Below are 26,503 nucleotides of genomic sequence, written 5' to 3' on the forward strand. Positions count from 1 at the left end.
CGGCGTGAGGCATGGACATGGGCGCGCGCGGCGCGCGGGGGCCGCGCTGGCCGTCGTAGTGGCAGGGACAGGACTGGTCGCCGGGTGCACGTCCGGGGACGGGCGCAGCGGGATGGACCGGCTGCTGGGGAAACCGGCGGCGCCCGCGGACCTGATCCGGGTGACGCCGGAGGACGGGACGAAGGGGGTGCGCGCGGAGGGGCGGCTGCGGGTGCGGGTGCCGTTCGGGCGGCTGGAGTCCGTGCGGGTCGCGCGCGTGCAGGACGCGCAGGAGACCGTCGTACCCGGCAGGATCGTGGACGACGGTGCGGGCTGGCGGCCGGACGACGACCGGCTGGCGCTCGCCGCGCGGTACACGGTGGACGTCGTCGCGCGCGACGAGTCGGGCAACCGGCTGGCGCGGCACAGCACGTTCACGACGTTCGTGCCGGACGAGCGGTTCATCGGGTACGTCTCGCCGGAGAACCGGTCGACCGTCGGCACCGGGATGATCGTCTCGCTGGAGTTCAACCGGGAGGTCGTGCGCCGCGCGGACGTCGAGCGGGCCGTGCGGATCACCTCGGACCCGCCGGTGGAGGTGCGTCCGCACTGGTTCGGCGGGGAGCGGCTGGACTTCCGGCCGCGCGAGTACTGGAAGCCGGGGACCCGGGTGACCGTCGCGCTGCGGCTGCGGGACGTCGAGGGGGCGCCCGGGGTGTACGGGCTCCAGTCGAAGACGTTCTCCTTCACCGTCGGGCGCAGCCAGGTCTCCCTGGTGGACGCCGCCGAGCACACCATGGAGGTGCGGCGGGACGGGCACCTTCTGGCGACCGTGCCGATCACGGCGGGGTCTCCGAAGACGCCCACGTACAACGGGAAGATGGTCGTCACCGAGATGCTCGAAGTGACGCGGATGAACAGCCGGACGGTCGGTTTCGGCGGCGAGTACGACATCCCGGACGTCCCGCACGCGATGCGGCTGACCGACTCGGGGACCTTCCTGCACGGGAACTACTGGGCGCCGTACGCCGTTGGACGGGTGAACGTGAGTCACGGGTGTGTGGGTCTGAAGGATGTGAAGGGGGGATCTTCGGAGACTCCGGCGGGGTGGTTCTTCGACCGGAGTCTGATCGGGGACGTGGTGGAGGTGGTCAACAGCCGGGACAAGACGGTGGCCGCGGACAACGGGCTGGGCGGCTGGAACATGGGCTGGAAGGAGTGGGTCGCGGGGGGTGCGGTCGGGTAGGCCGTAGGTGGGCGGAGTGGGCGGGCAAGAGCGGGTGGGTCCTTTGCGACGAAACGGTGACGTTTACCTGACCAGATGGTCAAATGCGGCCGGTTAGGATGCGCCAGTGATCGCGCGGCGAGCGCGGGGGTGGGGGCCTGACCTGGGGCCTCGCGAGGGGAGAACGACTTGAACGTGCGGCCGATATCGGGGGCGTCGGTGCGAGGACGGAAGCGGGGGACGGCGCTCATGACGGGCGTCCTCCTGCTCGCCGTGACCGCGTGCGGCGGGAGCGGGGACTCCGGGACCGGGTCCGAGGGGTCCGGCAAGAACGACACGAAGGGCAAGGCGGCCGACACCGCGCAGAGCGGGCAGTCGGAGGCGGTCGTCAGCATCCTCCCCGCGAACGGCGCGACCGCCGTGAACACCAGCGGGACGCTCAAGGTCTCCGCGGCCAAGGGCAAGCTGACCGAGGTCACCGTCAAGGACCCGAAGGGGACGGCGGTCAAGGGCGCGATCTCCGCGGACGGCGCCGGCTGGACGCCCGCCACGCATCTCGCCGCGTCCACGAAGTACCAGGTGCACGCGGTCGCCAAGGACACCGAGGGACGGCAGGCCGCCGAGGACTCCACGTTCACGACGCTCAGCCCGAAGAACACGTTCATGGGCAACTTCACGCCCGAGGACGGTTCGACGGTCGGCGTCGGGATGCCGTTCTCGATCCGCTTCACGCGCGGGATCACCGCGCCGGACGCCGTCGAGAAGGCCATCGAGATCAAGACGGTCCCGGCCGTCGACGTCCAGGGCCACTGGTTCGGCAACGACCGGCTCGACTTCCGTCCCGAGCAGTACTGGAAGGCCGGTACGAAGGTCACCGTCACGCTCAACCTCGACGGCGTCGAGGGCCGCAAGGGCGTCTACGGCGAGCAGACCAAGACCGTCTCCTTCACCATCGGGCGCAACCAGGTGTCGACCGTCGACGCCAAGAAGCACACGATGACCGTCCAGCAGGACGGCAAGACCATCAAGACGATCCCCGTGACGACCGGCAAGCCCGGGTACGCCACCTGGAACGGGCAGATGGTGATGAGCGAGAAGTACGAGGTCACCCGGATGAACGGGGACACCGTCGGCTACGACGGCGAGTACGACATCAAGGACGTCCCGCACGCCATCCGCCTCACCGACTCCGGCACGTTCGTGCACGGCAACTACTGGGGCGGGGACGCGTTCGGCAACTACAACGCGAGCCACGGCTGCATCGGGCTGCGGGACGTGCGGGGCGGGTACGACAGCAAGATCGCCGCTGCCTGGTTCTACAACCACTCGATGATCGGCGACGTCGTCGTCGTGAAGAACTCGACGGACCCGGTGGTGAATCCGGGGAACGGGCTCAACGGGTGGAACATGTCGTGGGCGGAGTGGACGAAGTAGTTCGTTCCAGTAGGTAGAAGAGGGGCCTCGGTGCTGTGACTCACGGCACCGAGGCCCCTGTCGTTGGTCACCGTGCTGCACCTGCCCGGGGGACAACCCCCGGACCCCCGGCCGACTGTGTCCGACGGCACCGAGCCGGTTCCCGTTAGTCCCCGTTAACCTGCCTGCATGACCGTGAATCTCGAAGTCTCCGAAGGCGTCGGCACGCTGCGGCTCGACCGGCCCCCCATGAACGCGCTGGACACCGCCACGCAGGACCGGCTGAAGGAGCTCGCCGAGGAGGCCGGGCGGCGTGGCGACGTGCGCGCGGTGGTGGTGTACGGCGGGGAGAAGGTGTTCGCGGCGGGCGCGGACATCAAGGAGATGCAGGCGATGGACCACGCGGCGATGGTGCTGCGGGCCCGCGCCCTCCAGGACGCGTTCACGGCCGTGGCCCGTATCCCGAAGCCGGTCGTCGCGGCGATCACCGGGTACGCGCTGGGCGGCGGCTGCGAGTTGGCGCTCTGCGCGGACTACCGGATCGCCGGGGAGAACGCGAAGCTGGGGCAGCCGGAGATCCTCCTCGGGGTGATCCCGGGCGCGGGCGGCACCCAGCGGCTGGCCCGGCTGATCGGCCCGTCCAAGGCGAAGGACCTCATCTTCACCGGGCGGATGGTGAAGGCGGACGAGGCGCTGTCGCTCGGCCTCGTGGACCGCGTCGTCCCCGCCGACGAGGTGTACACGCAGGCGCACGCCTGGGCCGCGAAGCTCGCGCAGGGTCCGGCGATCGCGCTGCGCGCCGCGAAGGAATCGATCGACGTGGGCCTGGAGACCGACCTGGAGACGGGCCTCGCCGTCGAACGCAACTGGTTCGCGGGGCTGTTCGCGACCGAGGACCGGGAGCGGGGGATGCGGAGCTTCGTGGAGGAGGGGCCGGGGAAGGCGAAGTTCCTCTGACGGCACGGGTGTTGTGCCGTAAACCGGATCGGCCTGTGAGTTATCCCCTCCCCGAATTCCCGTACGGGGTCTTGCAATTGACGTGATGTCTCATCCGGGTCCCTCGAAGGGGCGGTTTGTGGGAGCCTTGAGGTGACCGTGAGCCCGCTCTGCCGAGGGAGCCGTCGATTGCCGCCGAGTGAGCCGTCGCCGCAGCTCAGCGGGGGTGTTGCGGACTCCCGACTGCCACTGTCATATGCCCCTGGCCCGGTGGACACCGGAAGCTTGCGGGGGGCCTATTCCCCGGGAACGGCCACGGGCGGCGCTCCGGGCGGCCATGATGGGGGCATGGCGGGGCTGGAGAGTTTCGAACAGCCGCGGGGACACGGGCGTGTGGACGCGGCGCGCTGGTCGCCCGCGATCGAGGACGAGCGGGCACTGAAGGCAGTAGAACTGTTCGGCGATCCCGCGGAGGCGGAGATTCCGCTCCCCTCGCGCCCCGAGTCAGCCGCCGCCGCCCGCCGCCTCACCCACTTCGTCGTCCTGCGCCAGTGGGGGCTGTCCCCCAAGCTCGCCGAGGACGCCGTCCTGCTCGTCTCCGAACTCGTCGGCAACGCCGTGCGGCACACCGGCGCCCGGGTCTTCGGGCTGCGGATGCGGCGGCGCCGGGGGTGGATCAGGGTGGAGGTGCGCGACCCCTCGCGCGGGCTGCCCTGTCTCATGCCCGTGCAGGAACTCGACGTCAGCGGGCGGGGGTTGTTCCTCGTGGACAAGCTGTCCGACCGCTGGGGGGTCGACTTACTTCCGCGCGGGAAGACGACATGGTTCGAGATGAGGGTCGGGGACAGGTAGCCCCGCCGTCCGTGCACACCCGGCTCCGCTAGCCGAGGATCTTCCGTTCGTACGCCACCGCGACCGCCGCCGCCCGGTCGCTCACGCCCAACTTGGCGTAGAGGTGGGTGAGATGGGTCTTCACCGTCGCCTCGCTGATGAACAGCTCCCGCGCGATCTCACGGTTCGACGTCCCCTTCGCCACGAGCGCCAGCACCTCCCGCTCCCGCCCCGACAACGGCTCACTGACCGGACTGCGGACGGCGCTGACGAGCCGGGTCGCCACCGCGGGCGACAGCACCGTACGGCCCTGCGCCGCCGCCCGCACCGCCGTGAACAACTCGTCGCGCGGGGCGTCCTTGAGGAGATAGCCCGTCGCGCCGGCCTCGATCGCGGGCAGCGTGTCGGAGTCCGTGTCGTACGTCGTCAGGACGAGCACCTTCGCGCGGGCCCCCGCGCGGGTGAGCCGCGCGATCGCCTCGACCCCGCCGCCGCCCGGCATCCGCAGGTCCATGAGGATCACGTCCGGGTCGAGCGCGGCGGCCCGCTCCACGGCCTCGACACCGTTCGCCGCCTCGCCGAGGACGCGGAAGCCGGGGGCCGCAGCGAACATGCCGCGCAGGCCGTCGCGGACGACGGGGTGGTCGTCGACGATGAGGAGGGAGATGGGGCGGCCGGCCGGGTGATCGGCGGGGTGGGCGCCGGTCGGGGTGTGGGGCTGGGCGTGGGACTGGGCGTGCGGCTGGGGGGCGGTCTGGTCATCGCTCATGGCGGACCAACGGTACGCGAGCCGACAGTGCGGTGCCCTGGCCCGGCTCCGACTCGACCGTGAGGGAGCCCGCGATGCGTTCGGCGCGGGCGCGCATGCCGTCGAGGCCGAAGCCGCCGGCGCGGGTGCGCTCGGGGAGGGCGAGGGGGTCGAAGCCCCGGCCGTCGTCGCGGATGTCGAGGATCACCTCGTCCCCCAGGTAGGAGAGGGTCACGCCGAGGCGGGTGGCGCGGGCGTGCCGGGCGGCGTTGGAGAGGGCTTCCTGGGTGATGCGCAGGAGGGTCGCGGAGACCTCGTCGTGGAGCTGCTCGGCGGTGCCGGTGACCGTGAACTCGGCCCGTACGCCCGTCCGTTCGCCCCATTCGGCGACCGTGTCCTTGAGCGCGTCCGGGAGTCCCGCGTCGGCCAGGGCGACCGGGGCGAGGTTGTGCACGGAGCGGCGGGCCTCGCCGAGGCTGTGCCGGGCGAGGTCGATGGCGCGGCCGGTGTGCTCGCGGGCCGTGTCCGGGTCCGGGGTGTTCGTGACGACCTGGAGCTGGGCGATGATGCCGGTCAGGCCCTGCGCGATGGTGTCGTGGATCTCGGCCGCGAGGCGTCGGCGCTCGTCGGCCACGCCCGCCTCCCGCGCCTGGACGAGGAGCTGGGCGTGCAGCGCGGCGTTCTCGTCGAGGGCCTGCTGGAGGGCGGCGTTGGTGCGTTCGAGTTCGGTGATCGTGGCGGTGCGTTCGACGGCGCGGCGGGCGTCCTGTTCGGTGAGGTGGGCGATCACCGACTGGAGGGCGAACTGGAAGAACAGCAGCGCGACGAACACGGCCGTCTGGCCCAGGTTGCGCGGCGGCATCCCGCCCGCCTGCGCGCCCGCCACCGGGACCGCGCTCAGGAACAGGCCGACCCTGCGCCATCTGCCGGGCAGGAGTTCGTCGGCGTCCATGTAGCCGGTGGCCGCGTAGAACGCGAAGAACGGGTTGAGGAGGGTGAGGACGAAGGCGAGGGCCCAGCGGACCAGGTAGTAGACCGAGCCCGCCGGGGAGGGGGTACGGCCGCGGTTCGGGCGGCGGTGACGGGTGGCGTGCCACCAGAGCTGGAGCGCGAGCGCGACGACGACGAGGGCCCCGGCGGCGTACCAGGCGGCGGGGCCCGCCATCAGGCCGGCCGCGATCGTCCCGAGGACGACGCTGATGCCGAGCATCGCGTAGGGGCCCCAGACGTGCAGTTGCTCCCAGCGCTGGTCGATCTGGCTGTCCCTCGCGGTCATGTGCCCAGTCTGCACGGCCGTGTCCCCCATGTGCCGCTCCCTACTCCCAGCGGAACCAGCGCGCGGCGGCGGCCGTGAGCAGGACGATCCAGGCGGCCGACACTCCCAGGTGGCCCCAGCCGGGCCAGTCCCCCGCCGCCGCCTGGTTCAGGGCCTCGGCCGCCGCGCCGAACGGGGTGTACCCGACGGCCGTCGCGAGGCCGTGCGGCATCGTCTGGACCGGCATCCACACGCCCGCGCAGAACATCGACGGGAAGAACACGGCCGACCCGATGGCCCCGGCGATCTTCGTCGTCCGTGACAGGGAGGAGATCACCGCGCCGAGGGCGAGGGCCGCGAGGAGCGTCAGGAGCAGCGCGAGGGCGTATCCGGACGGCTGCCTCGGCAGCGTCACGTCGAACGCGAGCCGGCCCACCAGGAGCGCCAGCAGCGCCGAGGCGAGCGCCGCGATGCCGTAGACCAGCATCTGGGCGGCCAGCAGGGCGGTGGGGCGGACCGGGGTCGCCGACATCCTCCGCAGGATGCCGCGCTCCCGGTAGCCGGTGAGGGTCTGGGGCATCGACTGGACTCCGCCGACGATCAGCCCCAGCAGCACGGCCACCGGGACGTACGCGTCCACGGGGCGCAGGCCGCCGAAGGAGGCGTCCGGCTGCCGGAAGGAGGGGATCGAGCCGAGGATCACGAGGAGGAGGGTGGGGAAGAGCAGAATCCAGAAGAGCGCGCCGGGTTCGCGGCGGAAGAGGCGGAGTTCGGTTTTGAGGACGGCGGGGACGAGAGGGAAGGGGGTGCGGGCGGTGAGGGCACGGGGGGCGGGGTCGGGGGTGGCGAGGTTGGGGCCGGGGGTGGCAGAGCTGGGAGTGGCGGGGCTGGGGGTGGCAGGGGTGGGGTTCATGCCGTCGCCTCCTTCGTGAGGTCCAGGAACGCGTCGTCCAAAGTGGCGTCGGTGACGCGGAGTTGGTGGGCGGTGATGTGGCGGCGGGCGAGGAGGGTGATGACGGCGTTGACGGTCTCGTCGGTGCCGGAGAGGGTGAGGCGGCCCTCCTTGTGCTCGACGGAGGAGAGGGCGGGGAGGGCGGCGAGGTCGGTCTCGTCGAGGGGGGTGGAGGGGGTGAAGCTGATGACCGTGGCCCCCGCGGAGCGGCGGATCAGGCCGGAGGGGGTGTCGAGGGCGGCGACCCTGCCCTTGTCGATGACGGCGATCCGGTCGCAGAGGCGCTGGGCCTCCTCCATGAAGTGCGTGACGAGCAGGACGGTGACGCCGTTCGCCCGGATGTCCTCGATCAGCTCCCAGGTGTCGCGGCGGGCCCGGGGGTCGAGGCCGGTGGTGAGTTCGTCGAGGACGACGACCCTGGGGTCGCCGATCAGCGCGAGGGCGATGAACAGGCGCTGCTTCTGTCCGCCGGACAGCTTCGCGAACCGCGTCGTCAGCTTGCCGGTGAGCCCGAGCCGCTCCGCGAGGGGCCGCCAGTCCGCCGGCCGCGTGTAGAAGGAGGCGTACAGCTCCAGTGCCTCCCGCACGGTCAGCTTGGGCTGCAACTCGCTCTGCTGGAGCTGCGCCCCGAGCAACTGGGCGACCCGCGCGTGCTCGGCGACGGGGTCGAGCCCGGCGACCCGGACCCGCCCCGCGTCGGGCACGCGCAGCCCCTCTACGCACTCGACCGTGGTGGTCTTCCCGGCCCCGTTCGGCCCGAGCACTCCGAAGATCTCCCCCTCCTCCACGGCGAAGGAGACCCCGTCCACCGCCCTGTGGGCGCCGTACGTCTTCCGCAGATCCATGACTTCGATGACGGCCATGCGTCCAGGCTCCCGCCCCGCCCCCACCCCTCACATCGGCCGAAGAGCCAGACCCCGCCTCCTCCGTTCACCCGTCCGGCATCAACCGATCGGCTGATGCGCGGGTACGACCTGGGGGGCGACCATGGACACCGGCACACCGCCCGGCCGAGCCCCCTCAGAAACCCACCCCTCTCAGAACCGCGCCTCCGGAATCTCCGCCAACCGCCGGGCCCAGGCCGGATACTTCGCCGCCTTCGCCTCATGGAGCGCGCCGACCTTCGCCCGTACGTCCGGGTCCGGGTCGTCGGTGAAGCGGACGGCCGTGATGCGCTGGATGTGCGGAAGGATCACGTCGTCACCGGTGAGGTGGACGGGATCGTGCATGTAGCGCTCCAGGGCGGCCAGGTCGGGGACGCCCACGCAGTACGTGTGCGTGTAGCCGTCCGCCGGGTCGCCCATGTCGTCACCGACGACGCCGAACGCGGCGGACTCGACCGTCGAGGTGCGGCGCATCGCGGCGAGGACCGTCGCCTGGTCCTCCTCGCTCGTACCGGGCCTGAAGCTGAACCGCAGGATGTTGACGATCACTCGGTCTCCCCACACACGACTGAACCAGTGAGTTCAAGTTACTGGTCCAGCAGGTTCAGAACAAGGCGATAGCCTGCACAGGTGACTTCGACGACCACGGCCGCACGCGGGCGCATCGACAAGCGGCAGGCCATCCTGGAGGCGGCCTTCGACGTCTTCGCGCGGCGCGGTTACGCGCAGGCGTGTGTGAAGGAGATCGCCGAGGCGGCGAAGGTCGCGAAGCCGACCGTCTACAACCACCTCAACGACAAGGAGACCCTGTTCCGGCAGGCCCTGGAGCGTGCGGCGGACGCCGTCGCGGCGGACGCGGTCGCGGCGCTGGACCCCCTGCGTGCTCCCGGCGACGACCCGCGCGCAGCCTTCCTAGACACGGCCCGCCGGCTCCTCGCGGTGTTCACCGCCGACCGCGCGCGCTCGCTGCGCTGGCTGACGTACGCGCAGGTCGGCGTCTTCCCCGACCTGGTCGAGACGGTCACGTCCCGCACCCAGACCCGCCTCGCCGAATCCCTCGCCGACCGGCTGGCCCGCCTCGCGCTCTCCGGCCACCTCCACCGGACCGACCCCACGACAGCGGCCGAACACTTCCTGGCCCTGCTCACCGGCCCCTTGGAACACCGCAGCGCCCTCGGGACACGGGAGGTGACCCCGGCGGAGGTGGAAGCGGTGGCGGAGGCAGGGGTGAAGGTGTTCCTGCGGGCGTACGGGGCGAGGTAGAAACCCACCCCGTTCAGCTCACCCCGCCCGTCCAGCTCACCCCGCCGAGCTCACCCCGCCCGCTCCCCATGCCAAGTCCCCCACAACTCCGCATACGCACCCCCCGCGTTCACCAGCTCCTCGTGCGTCCCCAGTTCCGTCACCCGCCCGGCCTCCATCACCGCGACCCGGTCCGCGTCGTGGGCCGTGTGCAGCCGGTGCGCGATGGCGATGACCGTCCGGTTCTCCAGGACGGCGGCGAGGGCGCGTTCCGTGTGGCGGGCGGTCGTGGGGTCGAGGAGGGCGGTCGCCTCGTCGAGGATGAGCGTGTGCGGATCGGCCAGCACCACCCGGGCCAGCGCGAGCTGTTGCGCCTGGGAGCCGTCCAACGTCCGCGCGCCGGTGCCGAGTTCGGCGTCCAGGCCGCCCGGCAGCTCGGCCACCCACTCCCCCGCCCCCACGGCCCGCAGCGCGGCCCACAACTCCTCGTCGCTCGCGGCGGGTTCGGCGATGCGGAGGTTGTCGCGGACGGTCCCGAGGAAGACGTGGTGCTCCTGGGTGACGAGGACGACCTGACGGCGCAGCTGCTCGGGCCCGAGGCCGGCGACGGGCACCCCGCCGACGGTGACCGTGCCCTCGGTGGGCGCGTCCACCCCCGCGAGGAGCCGGCTGAGGGTCGTCTTCCCGGCGCCGGACGGGCCGACGACGGCGAGCCGCTCGCCGGGGCGGACCGTGAGGTCGACCCCGCGCAGGACCTCGCCGCCCCGCTCGTACGCGAACCGCACACCGGTGACGTCGATCCGGTCGTCGGCCGGGTCGGGCGCGTCCTCCAGGACGGTGCCCGGCGCCTGCGCGATCCCCTCGACGCGGGCGAACGACGCCCCGCTGCTCTGGAGTTGCTCGACCCGGACCAGCACCTGGTCCAGCGGTTCGAAGAACTGCCGGGTGTAGAGGGTCGCGGTGACGACCGCGCCGAGGCTCACCGCGCCGCGCGCGTGCAGCACCCCGCCGAGGACGAGGATCGCCGACACCGGCAGCGTGTAGGACACCTCGACGACCGGGAAGAAGACGCTGCGCAGGAAGAGGGTGTGGAAGCGGGTGCGCCGGGACGCCTCCAGCGCCTCGCGGCTCGCCGCCGTACGCCGTTCGTCGAGCCGGAACGCCTCGACGGTCCGCGCGCCCCCGGCGGTCGCGGCGAGGATCTCGGAGACCTCGGAGGTCGCGGCGCCTTCGGCGAGGTAGCCGGTGCGGGCCCGGCGCAGGTACCAGCGCAGTCCGGCCCAGATCGGCGCGAGCCCGAGGGCGGCGACCAGGCCGAGCAGCGGGTCGACGAAGAAGACGGCGGCCAGCAGGAACAGCGCCTGCGCCCCGCCGACCATGATCTCGGGTCCGGCGTCCCGCAGGGTCGTCCCGACGGTCGCGACGTCGGCGGTGCCGCGCGTGGTGAGATCGCCGGTGCCGGCCCGCTCGACGACGGACGCGGGCAGCGCGAGCGCCCGGTCCACGAACTCCTCCCGCACCCGCGCGAGCGTCCGCTCCCCGAACCGGTGCGCGACGTACCGACCCCACCGCGCCAGCAGCAGCTGTGCGACGGCGGCGGCCAGAATCCCCAGCGCCAGCCGGTCGACGGCCCCGGTCCCGGCCCCGCCCCGCACCTCGTCGATGATCCGCCCGAGCAGCCACGGCCCGACGAGCCCGGCGACGGCGGCCAGCACGTTGACGCCGACGACGATCCCGAGCGCCCGCCGGTCCGCCCGCACCAGCCGCCCGAGCGCCCGCCGCACCTCCCGGGCCCCGGCCACGGGCAGCCGCCCGGCCTCCCCCGCACCGCTCACCGAACCGCCCCTTCCGTCTCCTCGGCGTCCCGCGCGACCAGCGCCCGGTACCCCGTCTCCCGCTCCAGCAGTTCCCGGTGGGTGCCCGTCGCGGCCACCCGACCGTCGACGACGTACTGCACCCGGTCCACCCGGTCGAGCAGCAGCGGCGACGTGGAGGTGACGACCGTCGTCCGCCCGGCCCGACTCTCCCGCAGCCGGGCGGCGATCGCGGCCTCGGTGTGGGCGTCGAGCGCGGACGTGGGTTCGACGGCGAGCAGCACCTCGGGCTCCGCGAGCAACGCCCGTACCAGCCGGACGCGTTGGCGCTGGCCGCCGGAGAGGCTGCGGCCCTGTGCGGAGACGGCGGAGTCGAGGCCGTCGGGCAGTCCGCGCACGATGTCCTCGCAGGCGGCGGCCCACACGGCCCGGGTGACGGCGTCGGCGTCGCGCTCCTCGCGCCCCGACACCATCTCGCGCAGCGTCTCGGCGAACAGGTCGGCCTCGTTGTCCGCGACGAGGACCCGCCTGCGGACGTCCGCCAACGGCACGGCGTCCAGCCGGACTTCGCCCCAGGTGACGTCCGACGGCAGATACCGCCCGAGCCGGTCGACGATCACGGCGCCGTCGGCCGGCCGCCCGCAGACCACGGCGGTCAACTCGCCCTCCCGGACCCGGACTCCGGACATCGGGTCGCGCAACTCGGCGGCCTCCGAAGGGGCTTGGGCGGTCGGGTGGTCGGGGTCCGGTTCGAGGCCGAGCAGCCGTACGACCCGGCGCGCGGCGACGACGCCCCGGCTGAGCTGGTAGCCCATCTCGACGAGGAAGGACACCGGGACGACGAGGACGGCCACGAAGCCGTAGACGGAGACGAGTTGGCCGACCGTGATCTCGCCCTGCGCGGCCAGCCGGGCGGCGAGCCAGGTGACGACGGACAGGAACAGCGTGGGCAGGCCGACCCCGAGCGCCTGAATCCAGCTCGTCACCGCGCCGACCCGGTACCCCTGTTCCCGCAGGCTCGCCGAGTCCCGCCGGAACCCGTCCGCGAACAGCCCTTTGCCGCCGAGGCCGTTGAGGACGCGCAGCCCGCTCGCGAGGTCCCCGATCCGGGCGGTCAGCAGGCGCTGGCGTTCGCGGTACTCGGTCTCCGCGCCCTGGAGCCGGGCCATCAACGGGCCGACAAGCAGGGCGAGTACGGGCATGCCGGTGAGGACGACGACGGCGAGCAGCGGTGAGACGTCCAGCAGGAGCACGGCGACGACGGCGTACATCACGATCGACCCGAAGCCGGGGCCGAGGGCGGTCAGGGAGAACGCGATCGTCTGGACGTCGCCGACCCCGATGGTGACGACCTCCCCGGCGACCGTCCGCCGGGGCAGCGCGGCCCCGAGCCGGACCGCCTGTCCGACGACCACCTTCACCGTGCGGAAGTTGGCGTCCATCCGCAGCCGGGTCATCGTGCGGTGGCGCATGACGCTGAGCCAGGCGTTGAACGCGCCGACGGCGAACAGCGCGACGCTCCAGCCGACCAGAGCGCTCATGTTCCCCGGTTCGAGCCCTTCGTCGACCGCCTTGGAGATCATCCAGGGGGCCGCCGCGAGCAGCGCCATCCAGACGGACGCGAGGGTCGCCCCGGCCAGCGCCCGGCCGGGCTGGCGCCGGGTCAGCCACCACAGGTAGCCGAGGCCGCCCCGGCAGTCGGGGTCCCCCGGGTCCGCGTACGCGTCGATCATGTCCCCTCCCCCGTGCGGGCCAGGCTGTCGCGCCAGGCCCGGTGCAGTCCGGCGAACCGGCCGGTCCCGGCGATCAGTTCGGCCGGCGTGCCGTCCTCGACGATCCTTCCCCCCTCCATGACGAGCACGCGGTCGGCGATCTCCACGGTGGACAGGCGGTGGGCGATGACGACGGCGGTCCGGCCGCGCAGGACGGTGGACATGGCGCGCTGGACGGCCTGTTCACCGGGGACGTCGAGGGAGCTGGTGGCCTCGTCGAGGATGAGGACGGCCGGGTCGGCGAGCAACGCCCGCGCGAACGCGACGAGTTGGCGCTGACCGGCGGAGATCCGGCCGCCGCGCTTGCGGACGTCCGTGTCGTAGCCGTCGGGGAGGGCGCTGATGAACTCGTGGGCGCCGATGGCCTTCGCGGCGCGTTCGATGTCCTCGCGGCCGGCGTCGGGGCGGCCGATCGCGATGTTCTCGGCGACGGTGCCGGAGAACAGGAACGCCTCCTGGGTGACCATGACGACGCCGCGCCGGAGTTCGGGGACGGGGAGGTCGCGCAGGTCGACGCCGTCGAGGGTGACGCGGCCGGTGGAGGGGTCGTAGAAGCGGGCGAGGAGTTTCGCGAGCGTCGACTTCCCGGCGCCGGTGGAGCCGACGACCGCGACGGTCCGGCCGGCCGGGAGGGTCAGGTCGAAGCGGGGCAGGATCTCGCCGCCGGTGCGGTAGCCGAACGAGACGCCGGTGAACTCGACCGTGCGGCCCGGGAGTTCGCCCTGGCGGACGGGGAGTTCGCGGGGGTCGGCCGGTTCGGGGACGGAGGGGGTCTGGGCGAGGAGTCCGGCGATCTTCTCCAGGGAGGCGGCGGCCGACTGGTAGGAGTTGAGGAACATGCCGAGGCGGTCGATCGGGTCGTAGAGGCGGCGCAGGTAGAGGACGGCGGCGGCGAGCACGCCGAGTTCGAGCGAGCCGTCCGAGACGCGGTAGGCGCCCCACAGGACGATCACGGCGACGGCGGTGTTGGCGATCAGGCGGGAGCCGGTGACGTAGCGGGCCATCTCCAGGAGGGCGTCGCCGTTGGAGCGTTCGTGGGTGCGGTTGAGGGCCGCGAACTCGGTGTCGTTGACGGTCTCCCGGCGGAAGGCGCGGACCGGGCGGATGCCGTTCATCGTCTCGACGAACTTGACGATGACGGCGGCGATGGCGGTGGACCGCTTGCGGTAGACGCGGCCGACGCGGCGCCGGTACATCCGGACCATCAGGTAGAGCGGGCCGAAGGAGGCGACCGCGACCGCGCCGAGGCCGAGGTCGAGCCAGAGCAGCATCGCCGAGATGTAGACGAAGGAGAGGATGACGGTGACGAGTTCCTGGAGGCCCTCGCTGAGGAGTTCGCGCAGGGATTCGACGTCCGTCGTCGAGCGGGAGATGAGGCGGCCCGAGGTGTAGCGCTCGTGGAAGTCGATGCTGAGCGCCTGCGCGTGCCGGAAGATGCGGCCCCTGAGGTCGAGCAGGACGTCCTGGTTGACGCGCGCGGAGGTGATGATGAACGCGTACTGGAGCATGCCGGACAGCAGCGCGCACCCCAGGTATCCGGCTCCCGCCGCGATCAACGGCCCGTTGTCGCCGCCCCGGTAGGCCGGTACGGCCGTGTCGATCGCGTACGCCACCAGCAACGGGCCCACCTGCACGGCCGCCTGCTGCACGAGCAGCAGCAACGCCGTCAGCCCCGCCCGCGCCTTCATCGGCGCGAGCAGCGACCGCAGCAGCGCTCCCGTCGCCCCGGGCGGCGTGGGCAGATCGTCCTGGTCGAACGGGTCCGCCCGCACGTCCGTCCCCTTCCCCTTGCCCGCGGGCACCGGAGTATCCGTGGAAACACTCATCGCCGAACGTCCTCCTGCTCCCGAGGGGTGGGGGTTTCCTGAGAAACGGGGGCTTCCCGAGGGGTGGGGGCTTCCCTGGAGCCGGCCTCGCCCTGCGGGGAGCGCCGGTCGGACCGGTCCCGGGCGGGGGGCCGCTGCGACGCGCCACCGCCGGCGTCCCCGCCGGACGGCCCGGACAGCTCGGACGGCTCTCGGTCCGCCGCCCGCTGCGCCACACCCGCCTCCCCGGCGGACGGTTCCCCGGCCCCCGCCCGCCGCAACGCGCCGTTCCCGGTCCGCGCAACAACACCCGGCTCCGACCCGGCGGCATCCGCCTCCCACCCGCTACCGTCCGACTCCACCCCGGCAGCACCCGGCTCCGGTCCGACGACACCCGGCCCCGACCCGGAGGCATCCGCCTCCCACCCGCTACCGTCCGACTCCACCCCGGCAGCATCCAGCTCCGGTCCGGCGACACCCGGCCCCGACCCGGAGGCACCCGCCTCCCACCCGGCGGCACCCGGCCCCCACCCAGTGACGTCCGCCCCCGACCCAGCAGCGGGCGCCCCCCGGTCCGGCCCCTCGTCCTCCCCCTGTGCCCCCGCCATCAGATACGCGTACTCCGGGTTCGTCCGGAGCAGTTCCTGATGGGTGCCGATCGCCTTGATCCGACCCTCGGAGAGCAGCGCCACGCGGTCCGCGAGGAGGACCGTGGAGGGGCGGTGGGCGACGATGAGGGCGGTGGTGGTGGCGAGGACATGGCGGAGGGCGGCCTCGACGGCGGCCTCGGTGTGGACGTCCAGCGCGGAGAGCGGGTCGTCGAGGACGAGGAACGGGGGCCGGCCGACGACCGCGCGGGCGAGCGCGAGCCGCTGACGCTGGCCGCCGGAGAGGCTGAGCCCCTGCTCACCGACCTGCGTGTCGACGCCGTAGGGAAGGCCGTGCACGAAGTCCGCCTGGGCCACGTCCAGCGCCCGGTTCAGGTCGCCCTCTCCCGACGCCGCACCCATCAGCACGTTCTCCCCGACGCTCGCGGAGAACAGGGTGGGCTCCTCGAAGGCGACGGCGACCCGGGAGCGCAGCTCCGACCGGGTCATCCCCTCGATGTCCTCGCCGTCGAGGGTGATCCGGCCCCCGCTGACGTCGTACATCCGGGGCACCAGCGCGGTGAGCGTCGTCTTCCCGCTGCCGGTCGCCCCGACGAGCGCGAGCGACTCCCCGGAGCGGATGTGCAGATCGATCCCGGCGAGCACGGGGGCGGACCCGGGATCGGCGTCGGGATACCGGAAGGACACCCCTTCGAACCGCAGCCCGTCCCCGGCCACCGCCACCTCACCCCCGGCAACCGCCGACCGGCCCCCGGCAACCGCCGGCTCACCCCCGGCCACCACCGGCCCGTCCCCCTCGTACCGCGACTCGCCCCCGGCCCCGGCCCCGGCCCCCGGCGACACCCCCACGGCACCCACGACACCCGCCCCCGACAACGTCGTCACCACACCCGCGCTCTCCCCCTTCTCCCTCTCCTCCTCCTTCTCGTCCATCACCTCGAAATACCGAGCCGTGGCCGTCGCCGCCTCCTGGCTCATCGCCAGCAGGAACCCGATCGACTCGACGGGCCACCGCAGCGCGAGGGCCGTGGAGAGGAACGCGACCAGCGTCCCCGCGGACAGCGCCCCGTCGGCGACCTGCACGGCCCCCACGACCAGCGCGACCGCGATCGCGACCTCGGGCAGCGTCACGATGACGCCCCAGATCATCGCGAGGAGCCGGGCCTTGCGCAGCTCCGTCCCCCGCAGCCGCCCCGACAACTCGCGGAAGACCCGGGCCTGGCTGCGATGCCGTCCGAACCCCTTGATGATCCGAATCCCGAGGACGCTCTCCTCGACGACGGTCGTCAGATCCCCGACCTGGTCCTGCGCGAGCCGCGCGACCCGCGCGTACCGGGACTCGAAGACGACGCACGTGACGACGACGGGGACGGCGGGCCCGAGGATGACGAGCCCGAGCGTCCAGTCCTGGAGCAGCATGATGACGACGCCGACGACGATGGTGACGGCGTTGACGAAGAGGAACGTCAGCGGGAAGGCGAGGAACATGCGCAGGAGCATGAGATCGGTGGTCCCGCGCGAGAGGAGCTGCCCGGAGGCCCACCGGTCGTGGAAGGAGATCGGCAGCCGCTGGAGCCGCCGGTAGAGGCCGGCCCGCATCTCGGCCTCGACATGGGACAGCGGCCGGGCGACGAGCCAGCGCCGCAGCCCGAACAGCAGCGCCTCCGCGAACCCGAGGAGGAGCAGCCACAGCGCGCCGAGCCAGACCCCGCCGGTGTCGCCGTCGGCGATGGGCCCGTCGACCATCCACTTCAGGACGAGCGGGATGACGAGGCCGACGCAGGAGGCGAGCACGGCGACGAACGCGGCGGTGAACAGCCGCACCCGCGCGGGTCTGACGTAGGGCCACAGCCTCAGGAGTGTGCGGACGGCTGACCGTTCGGTGGGGGGTACTGGCTCGGCTCGGGTCACGCTGGCGAGCCTACGGACCGGCACTGACAACGCCCACCGAGTTTCGGCCGGTACCTCCTCGTCCGCTGGTCCTACGACCTGCGGTTTTCCTCGGGACTCAGGGGTGTCTCAGGGGTACCGCCCCGCAAGATCCCAGGGTCGTCCCGGGGTCCGTGCGGAGATCACCAAGAATTCTCCAGCTCTTGGTCAAGGAAAGGTTTCCGGCCAACTTCTTGATGCGCTCATGACACGGCACCCCATCCCCTGCCACCCTTCCCACAACCGCTGCACAGCAACCCCACAGCACCACCACCCGAGTTGACCGACGGTCTCCCTGAAGGAGTTCAGTGGTGAGCAGCAGTCCCTCCAGACGTACCCCCCACTCCCCCTACCGCAGAACAGCCGCCGCGGCCCTCATGGGCGTGGCGGCTCTCGTCGCCACGGCGATCCAGTCCGGCGCGGCGACGGCGGCCCCCGAGCAGTCCCGGACGAAGACCGAGTCCGTCCAGCTGACCCCCTCCCAGCGCGCCGAACTGCTCCGCGACGCGGACGCGGACAAGGCGGCGACGGCGAAGACGCTGGGCCTCGGCGCCCAGGAGGCGCTGATCGTCCGTGACGTCGTCAAGGACACCGACGGCACCACGCACACCCGTTACGAGCGGACGTACGCCGGTCTGCCCGTGCTCGGCGGCGACCTGGTCGTGAAGGAGAATGCGTCCGGTGTCGCGCAGGGCGTCGTCAAGGCGACGAACGCGACGGTGAAGGTCGCCTCCCTCACCCCGAAGATCGCGGCCGGCGCCGCCGAGAAGCAGGCCCTGTCGCGCGCGGCGGCGGAGGGCGCCGAGGGCGCGGACACCAACCGGGCGCCCCGCAAGGTGATCTGGGCGGCGAACGGCACCCCGGTGCTCGCGTACGAAACGGTCGTCGGCGGCCTCCAGCACGACGGCACGCCGAACGAGCTGCACGTGATCACGGACGCCAACACGGGCCAGAAGCTGTACGAGTACCAGGCCGTCGAGACCGGCACCGGCAACACGATGTACAGCGGCTCGGTCACGCTGGGGACGACGCAGTCGGGGTCGTCGTACACCCTGACCGACGCCGGGCGCGGCAACCACCGTACGTACAACCTCAACCGGGGGTCCTCGGGCACCGGGACGCTGTTCTCGAAGTCGAGCGACACGTGGGGCAACGGTCTGCCCTCGAACCTGGAGACGGCGGGCGCGGACGCGCACTACGGCGCCGCGGTGACGTGGGACTACTACAAGAACGTCCACGGCCGCAACGGCATCCGGGGCGACGGGGTCGCGGCGTACTCGCGGGTCCACTACGGCAACGCGTACGTCAACGCGTTCTGGCAGGACTCCTGCTTCTGCATGACGTACGGCGACGGCGCGGGCAACAACAAGCCGCTCACCTCGCTGGACGTGGCCGGGCACGAGATGTCGCACGGCGTCACCGCCAACACGGCCCGCCTGGTGTACAGCGGCGAGTCCGGCGGCCTGAACGAGGCGACGTCCGACATCTTCGGCACGTCGGTGGAGTTCTACGCGAACAACGCCTCGGACGTCGGTGACTACCTCATCGGCGAGAAGATCGACATCAACGGCAACGGCACGCCGCTGCGTTACATGGACCGGCCGAGCAAGGACGGCTCGTCCAGGGACAGTTGGTACTCCGGTCTCGGCGGTCTGGACGTGCACTACTCGTCCGGTCCGGCGAACCACTTCTTCTACCTGCTGAGCGAGGGCAGCGGCACCAAGACGATCAACGGTGTCACCTACAACTCGCCCACCTCGGACGGGCTTCCGGTGACCGGCATCGGCCGGGACAAGGCGGAGAAGATCTGGTTCCGGGCGCTGGCCACGAAGTTCACGACGAACACGAACTACGCGGGCGCCCGCACGGGCACGCTGGCGGCGGCCGGTGAGCTGTACGGCACGACGTCGGCCGAGTACCGCGCCGTACAGGACTCGTGGGCGGCCATCGCGGTCGGCGCGCGCTCCACGGGCGGCGGTGGCGGGACCGGCACCTCGTTCGAGAACGGCACCGTGGTGGCGATCCCGGACAACGGGGCGGCGGTCACCTCGTCGATCGCGGTGACCGGGCGGACCGGCAACGCGCCGTCCAACCTGTCGGTGTCGGTGGACATCACGCACACCTTCCGGGGCGACCTGGCGGTCAACCTGGTGGGGCCGAGCGGGACGGCGTACCTGCTGAAGGCGTTCAGCTCGTCGGACTCGGCGGACAACGTCGTGGCGACGTACACGGTCAACGCGTCGAACGAGACGGCCAACGGCACCTGGCAGCTGCGGGTCCAGGACCAGGCCGCGCAGGACACCGGGCAGATCAACAGCTGGAAGGTCACCTTCCCGTAAGCCGTTGATCTCCTGAAGTCCGGGCGCCGTCCCCTCGGGGGCGGCGCCCGATCGTTTCCGGTCAACGCGCTTCGGGCGGCGCGGGGTTCACCGTTCACTACTGACCGGTAGGGGTGAACAGGGCGGCCGGAATCCGACGTTCCGGCACACAGCCCATCGTAAGGACAGCGTAAGGGGCCTCCCAGAGACGTAAACCTGGCGTTTACCAACTCCCCTTTTTTGCCAGCCCCTTGCCAAGTTCCTGTTGGGTCTTTACCGAGGTCAGCCGGATTTACACGCCAGAAACGTTTACCGGACAGGCGGTTTTCGGCCAACATCGATTCAGGGTCCTGACATGTACGCGCCCTCGGTGTCACTCTTCCCCCACCCGCCGCACAACTTCACGACTACTCCGGCCGGCAGTTCCCCACGCCGGTCCGGACTCCCCCACGAAGGAGCTTGTGTGACCCCCGTCTACACGCGTCACAAGCGCGCCACTCTGGCCATCGCGACCGCTGTGGCCGCCGGAGCGCTGCTGACCACCGGGCTGACCACGGCCAACGCGACCGACGTCAAGGTCGACGCGAACAAGGCCGCCCGGACCCTCGCCGCCGCCCCGTTGCAGCTCTCGGCGCCCGCCCGCGCCGCCCTGATCAAGGGTCAGCAGGCGGACGCGGCCGAGACCGCGCAGCAGATAGGTCTCGGCACCAAGGAGGCGCTGGTCGTCCGTGACGTCGTCAAGGACGTCGACGGCACCACGCACACCCGCTACGAGCGGACCTACGCCGGTCTGCCCGTGCTCGGCGGTGACCTGGTCGTCCACCAGACCGCGGCAGGCGCCAACAAGGGCGTCACCAAGGCCACTTCGGCCACCGTCAAGGTCGCCACGCTGACCCCGAAGGTCACCCCGACCACCGCCGAGAAGCAGGCCGTCGGCCTCGCGAAGGCGGCCGGCTCCGCCGAGACGACCGCGGACGCGGCGCCCCGCAAGGTGATCTGGGCCGGCAACGGCTCCACCCCGACCCTCGCCTTCGAGACCGTCGTCGGCGGCCTCCAGGACGACGGCACCCCCAACGAGCTGCACGTCATCACCGACGCGGCCACGGGCAAGAAGCTGTACGAGTGGCAGGGCATCGAGACCGGCACCGGCAAGAGCCTGTACTCCGGCACGGTCACCCTCGGCACCACCAAGTCGGGTACGACGTACAACCTGACCGACGGCACCCGCGGCGGCCACAAGACGTACAACAAGGCCCGCTCGACGTCGTCTTCGGCCGGCACGCTGTTCACCGACGCGGACGACACCTGGGGCACCGGCACCGCGTCCAGCTCCTCCACGGACCAGACGGCCGCCGTCGACGCCGCCTACGGCGCGCAGGTCACCTGGGACTTCTACAAGAACACGTTCGGCCGCAGCGGCATCAAGAACGACGGCGTCGCCGCGTACTCCCGCGTCCACTACGGCAACGCGTACGTCAACGCGTTCTGGGACGACAGCTGCTTCTGCATGACGTACGGCGACGGCGCGGGCAACACCGACCCGCTGACCTCGCTCGACGTCGCCGGTCACGAGATGACGCACGGCGTCACCTCCAACACCGCGGGCCTCAACTACTCCGGCGAGTCCGGCGGGCTGAACGAGGCGACCTCGGACATCTTCGGCACGGCCGTCGAGTTCTACGCCAACAACGCCTCGGACCCCGGTGACTACCTCATCGGCGAGAAGATCGACATCAACGGCGACGGCACCCCGCTGCGCTACCAGGACAAGCCCAGCAAGGACGGCTCGTCCAGGGACAGCTGGTCCTCGACCCTCGGCAACCTGGACGTGCACTACTCGTCCGGCCCGGCGAACCACTTCTTCTACCTGCTGTCCGAGGGCAGCGGCGCGAAGACCATCAACGGGGTGTCCTACAACTCCCCGACGTCCAACGGCTCCACGATCACCGGCATCGGCCGCGCCAAGGCCGTCCAGATCTGGTACAAGGCGCTGACCTCGTACATGACCTCGACGACCAACTACAAGGGCGCCCGCACCGCAACCCTGAGCGCGGCGTCGGCCCTGTACGGCGCCAGCTCCACCGAGTACGCGACGGTCGCCGCCGCGTGGTCGGCCGTGAACGTCAGCTAGTGGTAACAGTCGTGTGAACAGGGCGGCACCCGGGACGAAGGCATCCCCGGGTGCCGCTCTACTCTTGCGCCCATGTCCGAACGGCCTTTCTCGTACGACGACGTGGGCGCGACCCGCGACCCCCACTTCTGCCCTCCCGGCTTCCACCACCTCCGTGAACGCACGCGGATCGGCGAGGGCGAGGCGGTCTTCCGGCGGGCCTCCGAGGCGGTGCTGACCTGGGAGATGCACCGCGCGATGGGCGTCGGCATCAACGCCTCCGCCGACCGCGCCGCCCTCGACGTGGACGTCACGGTCTCGCTGGCCGGGGTCATCAAGGCCCCCTGCCGGATCGTCTGGACGGTCGAGGAACCCCGGCGGTCCGGCTGGGCGTACGGCACGCTCACCGGCCACCCCGAGTGCGGCGAGGAGTCCTTCCTCGTCGACCGCACCGGGGACGGCACGGTGTGGCTGACCGTGACGGCGTTCAGCCGCGCGGCCAAGTGGTACGCGAAGGCGGGCGGCCCGGCGGTGCGGGGCCTCCAACTCGCGTACGCCCGCAGGTGCGGGAAGGTGCTGAAGGGGTTGTGCGCGGAGGCCGACAGCTGACGGCGCTGTGCGCGGAGGCCGACAACCGACGGCGCTGTACGCGGGGGCCGACAACCGACGCCCCTCAGCCCCCGGCCCCCGCCGCCCCCCTCTAGCGCATCAACACCCCGCCGCCCTCCACGAGTTCCTCCGACGGCACCGCCACGAGCCCCAACTCGGCCGACGAGGACAGCAGTCGGTGCGCGGGCAGTACCCGGACCGTGTAGCCGAACGGCCCGGTCCGGTCCAGTGCGAGCGGCCCCTCGTACGACCAACCCCCTTCGCCGTCCGGCCCATTGACCGGCTTCAGCGGGACGGGGGTCGCGTCGGTGATGCGGTCCTCCGCGTCGACGCGCCCGGAGAGCGCCTGCACCTGGACGTCCTCGGGGCGCAGGTCGCCGAGGCGGACACGGACGCGCAGGGCGAGCGCGGAGCCGAGTTCGGGGGTGGAGGTGGTGGTGGACGTCTCGACGTGGTCGACGGCGACCCGGTACCAGGCCGCGCGCACCCGGCCCTTCCAGTCGGCGAGTTCACGGGCCCGGTCGGGGGTCATCGCGCGGTGCGCGTGCGCCGCCGGGGTGTAGAGGCGGTCGACGTACTCGCGGACCATCCGGTCGGCGAGCACCTTCGGACCGAGCCGGGTGAGGGTGCGGCGGACCATCTCCGTCCAGCGGTCGGGGAGTCCGCTCTCGCCGCGCTCGTAGAAGCGGGGGGCGATGCGCCGCTCCAGGAGGTCGTAGAGCGCGTCCGCCTCAATGTCGTCGCGCCGGTCCTGCTCCAGGGTGTCGCCGTCGGCGGTCGGGATGGCCCAGCCGAAGTCGGGTTCGAACCATTCGTCCCACCAGCCGTCCAGGACCGACAGGTTGAGACAGCCGTTCAGCGCGGCCTTCATCCCACTCGTACCGCACGCCTCCAGGGGCCGCAGCGGGTTGTTGAGCCAGATGTCGCAGCCCGGGTAGAGCCTGCGGGCCATCGCCATGCCGTAGTCCGGCAGGAACACGATCCGGTGGCGCACCCGGGGATCGTCCGCGAACCGCACCAGCTCCTGCACGAGCCGTTTCCCGCCGTCGTCCGCCGGGTGCGCCTTGCCCGCGACGACGATCTGCACGGGCCGCTCCGGATGCAGCAGCAGCTGCGTCAGCCGGTCCCGGTCCCGCAGCATCAACGTCAGCCGCTTGTACGACGGGACGCGCCGCGCGAACCCGATCGTCAGGACGTCCGGGTCCAACACCTCGTCGACCCAGCCCAGTTCGGCGGTCCCCGCGCCGCGCTGCCGCCACGACGCCCGCAGCCGCTCCCGCACCTCCGCCACCAGCTGCCCGCGCAACTCCCGGCGCAGCGCCCACAGTTCGCCGTCCGGCAGCGCCGCGAAGTCGTCCCCGGAGCCGAGCCGCAGCACCTCGGGCGCCACCCACGTCGGCGCGTGCACCCCGTTGGTGACGGACGTGATCGGGACCTCCTCGGCGTCGAACCCGGGCCACAGCCCCGCGAACATCTCCCGGCTCACGTCGCCGTGCAGCAGCGACACCCCGTTGGCCCGCCCCGCCAACCGCAGCCCCATCACAGCCATGTTGAAGAGGCCCGGCTCCCCGCCGGGGTAGGTCTCCATGCCGAGGCCGAGCACGTCCTGCACGTCGATCGCGGGCAACTCGGCCTCGGCGCCGAAGTGATGGGCGACCAGCTCGCGGTCGAAGCGGTCGATGCCGGCCGGGACGGGCGTGTGCGTGGTGAACACGGTCCCTGCCCGCACCGCCTCCAGTCCCGCCGCGAAGTCCAGTCCCTCGGCGCGCAGTTCGGCGATCCGCTCCAGGCCGAGGAACCCGGCGTGCCCCTCGTTGGTGTGGAACACCTCGGGCGCCGGATGCCCGGTGATCCGGCAGTAGGCGCGTACCGCACGCACGCCCCCGATGCCGAGCAGCATCTCCTGGAGCAGCCGGTGTTCGCTGCCGCCGCCGTACAGCCGGTCGGTGACGCTCCGCTCCCCGAGGTCGTTCTCCTCGACATCAGAGTCGAGCAGGAGCAGCGGGACGCGGCCGACCTGGGCGACCCAGATCCGGGCCCGCAGCAGTCTGCCGCCGGGCAGTGCGAGGCTCACCCGGGCCGGGCTCCCGCCGTCCTCCTGGAGCTGGGTCAGGGGGAGTTCGTGGGGATCGAGCACGGGGTAGTGCTCCTGCTGCCAGCCGTCCCGGGAGAGGGTCTGGCGGAAGTAGCCGTGCCGGTAGAGGAGTCCGACGCCGATCAGCGGGACCCCGAGGTCGCTGGCGGTCTTGAGGTGGTCTCCGGCGAGGATGCCGAGGCCACCGGAGTACTGGGGCAGGGCGGCCGTGATGCCGAACTCGGGTGAGAAGTAGGCGACGGCGGCGGGGAGTTCACCGGCACCGGGCTGCTCCTGGTACCAGCGCGCGCCGGCGGCGTACGCGTCGAGGTCCGCGGCGGCTGCGGCCAGCCGGGCCAGGAACCCGGTGTCCTCGGCCAGTTCGGCGAGGCGCCGCGGGGGGACCGCGCCGAGGAGGCGTACCGGGTCCCCGGCGGTCTCCCAGCGGTCCGGGTCGACCTCGCGGAACAGCTCGCGGGTCTCCGGGTGCCAGGACCACCTGAGGTTTCTCGCCAACTCGGCCAACGGCCGCAGTGCTTCGGGGAGTACGGGCCGAACAGTGAACCGCCGGATCGCCTTCACATCCACCTCGCCACGCGTACGGAGGGCCGACACACCGCGCTGTGCGTCTTCTCGTCTCGTCCGACGGTAACGGCTGGGCGCGGAAGCGTCCGAAAAACACCGCAACCCTTTGCTCGTCCCGCTCGGAGCGATATGGCCGATTCCTTCCCCGTAGGCCACCTTGTGACTCCCCCCGGCGCACGAGAGGGTGCGGGAAGGGGTGCGCTCGGGCGGTGTCGCGGGCGCCCGAGCGAGGAGGGGTGGGAGAGCCATGGGACGAAGTCCGGCCGGGGTCCTCGCGGCCGTACTGCTGGCAGCGACGGCCGTGACCGCCGTGCCCGCGCACGCCGCACCGGAGGGGGTCGTCGTCGGCGCCGGTAAGTCCGGTGCAGTGGACGGGAGTTACCTGGTCACGCTGAGAGCGGGCACCTCCGCCGAGGCGGGCCGCGAGATCGCCGCCGCGTACGGCGCGCACATCACCCACGCGTACGGCACGGTCCTCAACGGCTATGCCGTGCACGCCGGTCCGCGGCAGGCCCGGCGCCTCGCGGCCGACCCGGGGGTCGCGTCGGTCGTGCAGGACACCCGGGTGAACGCCGAGGCGGACGCGGCGAGTTGGGGTCTGGACCGGATCGACCAGCGGTCCCTCCCGCTGGACGGCTCCTACAGCGCGCCCGCGTCGGAGGGGGCCGGTGTCACGGTGTACGTGATCGACACGGGGATCAGGATCAGCCACAAGGAGTTCGGCGGGCGCGCGAGTTACGGCTGGGACTTCGTGGGGAACGACCGCTGGGCCGGGGACGGCAACGGGCACGGCACGCACGTCGCCGGGACGGTCGCGGGCGCGACCCTGGGCGTCGCGAGAAAGGCGCGGGTCGTCTCCGTGCGCGTCCTGGACGACGCCGGCGCCGGGACGATCGCGCAGACCGTCGCCGGGATCGACTGGGTCACCCGGCACGCGCGGAAGCCTGCCGTCGCCAACCTCAGCCTGGGCGGGCCGCCCAACGCCGCGCTCGACGCCGCCGTACGCACCTCGATCCGGGCGGGGGTGACGTACACGGTCGCGGCGGGGAACGACGGGCGGCCGGCGGGCGGGTTCTCGCCGGGGCGGGTGCGGGAGGCGATCACGGTGGGGGCGACGGACCGGGGGGACACGCGGCTGGGCTACTCGAACTACGGTCCGTCGGTGGACCTGTTCGCGCCGGGCGGGTCGGTGGTGTCCGCGTCGAACGTGAGCGACACGGCGCGGGAGGTGCGGTCGGGTACGTCGATGGCGGCGCCGCACGCGGCGGGGGCGGCGGCGCTGTATCTGGCGGACCACCCGAAAGCCACGCCGGCCCAGGTCGCCGGGGAACTCGTACGGGACGCGGTGAACGGGAAGGTTTCCGGCCGGGGGACGGGTTCGCCGGACAAACTCCTCCAGGTCCCGGCGCCGTAG

General features: G+C 72.2%; 19 protein-coding genes. 9 read left to right on the forward strand and 10 right to left on the reverse strand.

The features are described 5' to 3' along the window. Positions 1–4: 4 nt before the first annotated feature. From ABZX85_RS01125 to ABZX85_RS01140, 4 genes are all read left to right on the forward strand, one after another. Positions 5–1,225, forward strand: a complete 1,221-nt coding sequence (locus ABZX85_RS01125) for an Ig-like domain-containing protein (protein ID WP_355861334.1) — start codon at positions 5–7, stop codon at positions 1,223–1,225. Positions 1,226–1,453: 228 nt separating this feature from the next. Further along, a complete protein-coding gene (locus ABZX85_RS01130; RefSeq protein ID WP_355861336.1) occupies positions 1,454–2,638 on the forward strand; it encodes an Ig-like domain-containing protein in 1,185 nt (394 codons plus the stop codon). Positions 2,639–2,806: 168 nt separating this feature from the next. Continuing rightward, on the forward strand, positions 2,807–3,574 hold the full coding sequence (locus ABZX85_RS01135; protein ID WP_355861338.1) for an enoyl-CoA hydratase-related protein: 768 nt from the start codon (positions 2,807–2,809) through the stop codon (positions 3,572–3,574). A gap of 327 nt (positions 3,575–3,901) precedes the next feature. Continuing rightward, a complete protein-coding gene (locus ABZX85_RS01140) occupies positions 3,902–4,405 on the forward strand; it encodes an ATP-binding protein (RefSeq protein WP_355861340.1) in 504 nt (167 codons plus the stop codon). 28 nt (positions 4,406–4,433) lie between these two features. On the opposite strand, the gene ABZX85_RS01145 is transcribed toward ABZX85_RS01140, so the two are convergent. From ABZX85_RS01145 to ABZX85_RS01165, 5 genes are all read right to left on the reverse strand, one after another. Next, positions 4,434–5,153 carry a response regulator transcription factor gene (locus tag ABZX85_RS01145; protein WP_355861342.1) on the reverse strand — a complete coding sequence of 240 codons (720 nt, stop codon included), beginning with the start codon at positions 5,151–5,153 and terminating at the stop codon, positions 4,434–4,436. Continuing rightward, on the reverse strand, positions 5,143–6,408 hold the full coding sequence (locus tag ABZX85_RS01150) for a sensor histidine kinase (RefSeq protein ID WP_355861344.1): 1,266 nt from the start codon (positions 6,406–6,408) through the stop codon (positions 5,143–5,145). The genes ABZX85_RS01145 and ABZX85_RS01150 overlap by 11 nt, the downstream gene beginning before the upstream one ends. 40 nt (positions 6,409–6,448) lie before the next feature. Further along, positions 6,449–7,300 carry an ABC transporter permease gene (locus ABZX85_RS01155; RefSeq protein ID WP_355861346.1) on the reverse strand — a complete coding sequence of 284 codons (852 nt, stop codon included), beginning with the start codon at positions 7,298–7,300 and terminating at the stop codon, positions 6,449–6,451. Continuing rightward, complete coding sequence (locus ABZX85_RS01160; RefSeq protein WP_355861348.1) at positions 7,297–8,202, reverse strand: ABC transporter ATP-binding protein; 906 nt, start codon at positions 8,200–8,202, stop codon at positions 7,297–7,299. The genes ABZX85_RS01155 and ABZX85_RS01160 overlap by 4 nt, the downstream gene beginning before the upstream one ends. Positions 8,203–8,376: 174 nt before the next feature. After that, on the reverse strand, positions 8,377–8,772 hold the full coding sequence (locus ABZX85_RS01165; protein ID WP_355861350.1) for a Dabb family protein: 396 nt from the start codon (positions 8,770–8,772) through the stop codon (positions 8,377–8,379). An 81-nt stretch (positions 8,773–8,853) separates the two neighbouring features. Here ABZX85_RS01165 and ABZX85_RS01170 point away from each other — a divergent pair, with 81 nt between their 5' ends. Next, a complete protein-coding gene (locus ABZX85_RS01170; RefSeq protein ID WP_355861352.1) occupies positions 8,854–9,486 on the forward strand; it encodes a TetR/AcrR family transcriptional regulator in 633 nt (210 codons plus the stop codon). Between the two features lie 50 nt (positions 9,487–9,536). Here the strand turns inward: ABZX85_RS01170 and ABZX85_RS01175 are convergent, their stop codons facing one another. Genes ABZX85_RS01175 through ABZX85_RS01190 form a run of 4 tightly spaced genes read right to left on the reverse strand, consistent with a single transcriptional unit; the run spans position 9,537 to position 17,375 of the window. After that, complete coding sequence (locus tag ABZX85_RS01175; RefSeq protein ID WP_355861354.1) at positions 9,537–11,300, reverse strand: ABC transporter ATP-binding protein; 1,764 nt, start codon at positions 11,298–11,300, stop codon at positions 9,537–9,539. Further along, positions 11,297–13,012: an ABC transporter ATP-binding protein gene (locus ABZX85_RS01180; RefSeq protein WP_355861356.1), complete on the reverse strand. Its 1,716-nt coding sequence runs from the start codon at positions 13,010–13,012 to the stop codon at positions 11,297–11,299. The genes ABZX85_RS01175 and ABZX85_RS01180 overlap by 4 nt, the downstream gene beginning before the upstream one ends. Further along, positions 13,009–14,877 (reverse strand): ABC transporter ATP-binding protein, encoded by a 1,869-nt coding sequence (locus ABZX85_RS01185; protein ID WP_355861358.1) that lies wholly within the window; start codon positions 14,875–14,877, stop codon positions 13,009–13,011. The genes ABZX85_RS01180 and ABZX85_RS01185 overlap by 4 nt, the downstream gene beginning before the upstream one ends. Continuing rightward, a complete protein-coding gene (locus ABZX85_RS01190; protein WP_355861360.1) occupies positions 14,874–17,375 on the reverse strand; it encodes an ABC transporter transmembrane domain-containing protein in 2,502 nt (833 codons plus the stop codon). The genes ABZX85_RS01185 and ABZX85_RS01190 overlap by 4 nt, the downstream gene beginning before the upstream one ends. A gap of 326 nt (positions 17,376–17,701) precedes the next feature. Here ABZX85_RS01190 and ABZX85_RS01195 point away from each other — a divergent pair, with 326 nt between their 5' ends. The 3 genes from ABZX85_RS01195 to ABZX85_RS01205 all read left to right on the forward strand — a co-directional run bounded on the left by ABZX85_RS01195 (position 17,702) and on the right by ABZX85_RS01205 (position 22,430). After that, entirely contained in the window at positions 17,702–19,732 is a 2,031-nt protein-coding gene (locus ABZX85_RS01195; RefSeq protein WP_355861362.1) for a M4 family metallopeptidase, read from the forward strand. 442 nt (positions 19,733–20,174) lie between these two features. Next, positions 20,175–21,842: a M4 family metallopeptidase gene (locus tag ABZX85_RS01200; RefSeq protein ID WP_355861364.1), complete on the forward strand. Its 1,668-nt coding sequence runs from the start codon at positions 20,175–20,177 to the stop codon at positions 21,840–21,842. 72 nt (positions 21,843–21,914) lie between these two features. Continuing rightward, the gene (locus tag ABZX85_RS01205; RefSeq protein ID WP_355861366.1) at positions 21,915–22,430 is read left to right on the forward strand and encodes a DUF1990 domain-containing protein; all 516 of its coding nucleotides are present in this window, start codon (positions 21,915–21,917) and stop codon (positions 22,428–22,430) included. A 91-nt stretch (positions 22,431–22,521) separates the two neighbouring features. On the opposite strand, the gene glgP is transcribed toward ABZX85_RS01205, so the two are convergent. After that, a complete protein-coding gene (gene glgP, locus ABZX85_RS01210; protein ID WP_355862294.1) occupies positions 22,522–25,086 on the reverse strand; it encodes an alpha-glucan family phosphorylase in 2,565 nt (854 codons plus the stop codon). A gap of 250 nt (positions 25,087–25,336) precedes the next feature. Here glgP and ABZX85_RS01215 point away from each other — a divergent pair, with 250 nt between their 5' ends. Continuing rightward, a complete protein-coding gene (locus ABZX85_RS01215) occupies positions 25,337–26,503 on the forward strand; it encodes a S8 family peptidase (protein WP_355861368.1) in 1,167 nt (388 codons plus the stop codon).

It is taken from the genome of Streptomyces sp. NPDC004539 (genome assembly GCF_040610055.1).
Classification (GTDB): domain Bacteria; phylum Actinomycetota; class Actinomycetes; order Streptomycetales; family Streptomycetaceae; genus Streptomyces.

What these genes read in the sequence shown, in the direction of transcription:
- ABZX85_RS01130 (WP_355861336.1), top strand. Translation starts at nt 1,454, where the DNA reads ATGACGGGCGTCCTCCTGCTCGCCGTGACCGCGTGCGGCGGGAGCGGG.
- ABZX85_RS01135 (WP_355861338.1), top strand. Translation starts at nt 2,807, where the DNA reads ATGACCGTGAATCTCGAAGTCTCCGAAGGCGTCGGCACGCTGCGGCTC.
- ABZX85_RS01140 (WP_355861340.1), top strand. Translation starts at nt 3,902, where the DNA reads ATGGCGGGGCTGGAGAGTTTCGAACAGCCGCGGGGACACGGGCGTGTG.
- ABZX85_RS01145 (WP_355861342.1), bottom strand. Translation starts at nt 5,153, where the DNA reads ATGAGCGATGACCAGACCGCCCCCCAGCCGCACGCCCAGTCCCACGCC.
- ABZX85_RS01150 (WP_355861344.1), bottom strand. Translation starts at nt 6,408, where the DNA reads ATGACCGCGAGGGACAGCCAGATCGACCAGCGCTGGGAGCAACTGCAC.
- ABZX85_RS01155 (WP_355861346.1), bottom strand. Translation starts at nt 7,300, where the DNA reads ATGAACCCCACCCCTGCCACCCCCAGCCCCGCCACTCCCAGCTCTGCC.
- ABZX85_RS01160 (WP_355861348.1), bottom strand. Translation starts at nt 8,202, where the DNA reads ATGGCCGTCATCGAAGTCATGGATCTGCGGAAGACGTACGGCGCCCAC.
- ABZX85_RS01180 (WP_355861356.1), bottom strand. Translation starts at nt 13,012, where the DNA reads ATGATCGACGCGTACGCGGACCCGGGGGACCCCGACTGCCGGGGCGGC.
- ABZX85_RS01185 (WP_355861358.1), bottom strand. Translation starts at nt 14,877, where the DNA reads ATGAGTGTTTCCACGGATACTCCGGTGCCCGCGGGCAAGGGGAAGGGG.
- ABZX85_RS01205 (WP_355861366.1), top strand. Translation starts at nt 21,915, where the DNA reads ATGTCCGAACGGCCTTTCTCGTACGACGACGTGGGCGCGACCCGCGAC.
- ABZX85_RS01215 (WP_355861368.1), top strand. Translation starts at nt 25,337, where the DNA reads ATGGGACGAAGTCCGGCCGGGGTCCTCGCGGCCGTACTGCTGGCAGCG.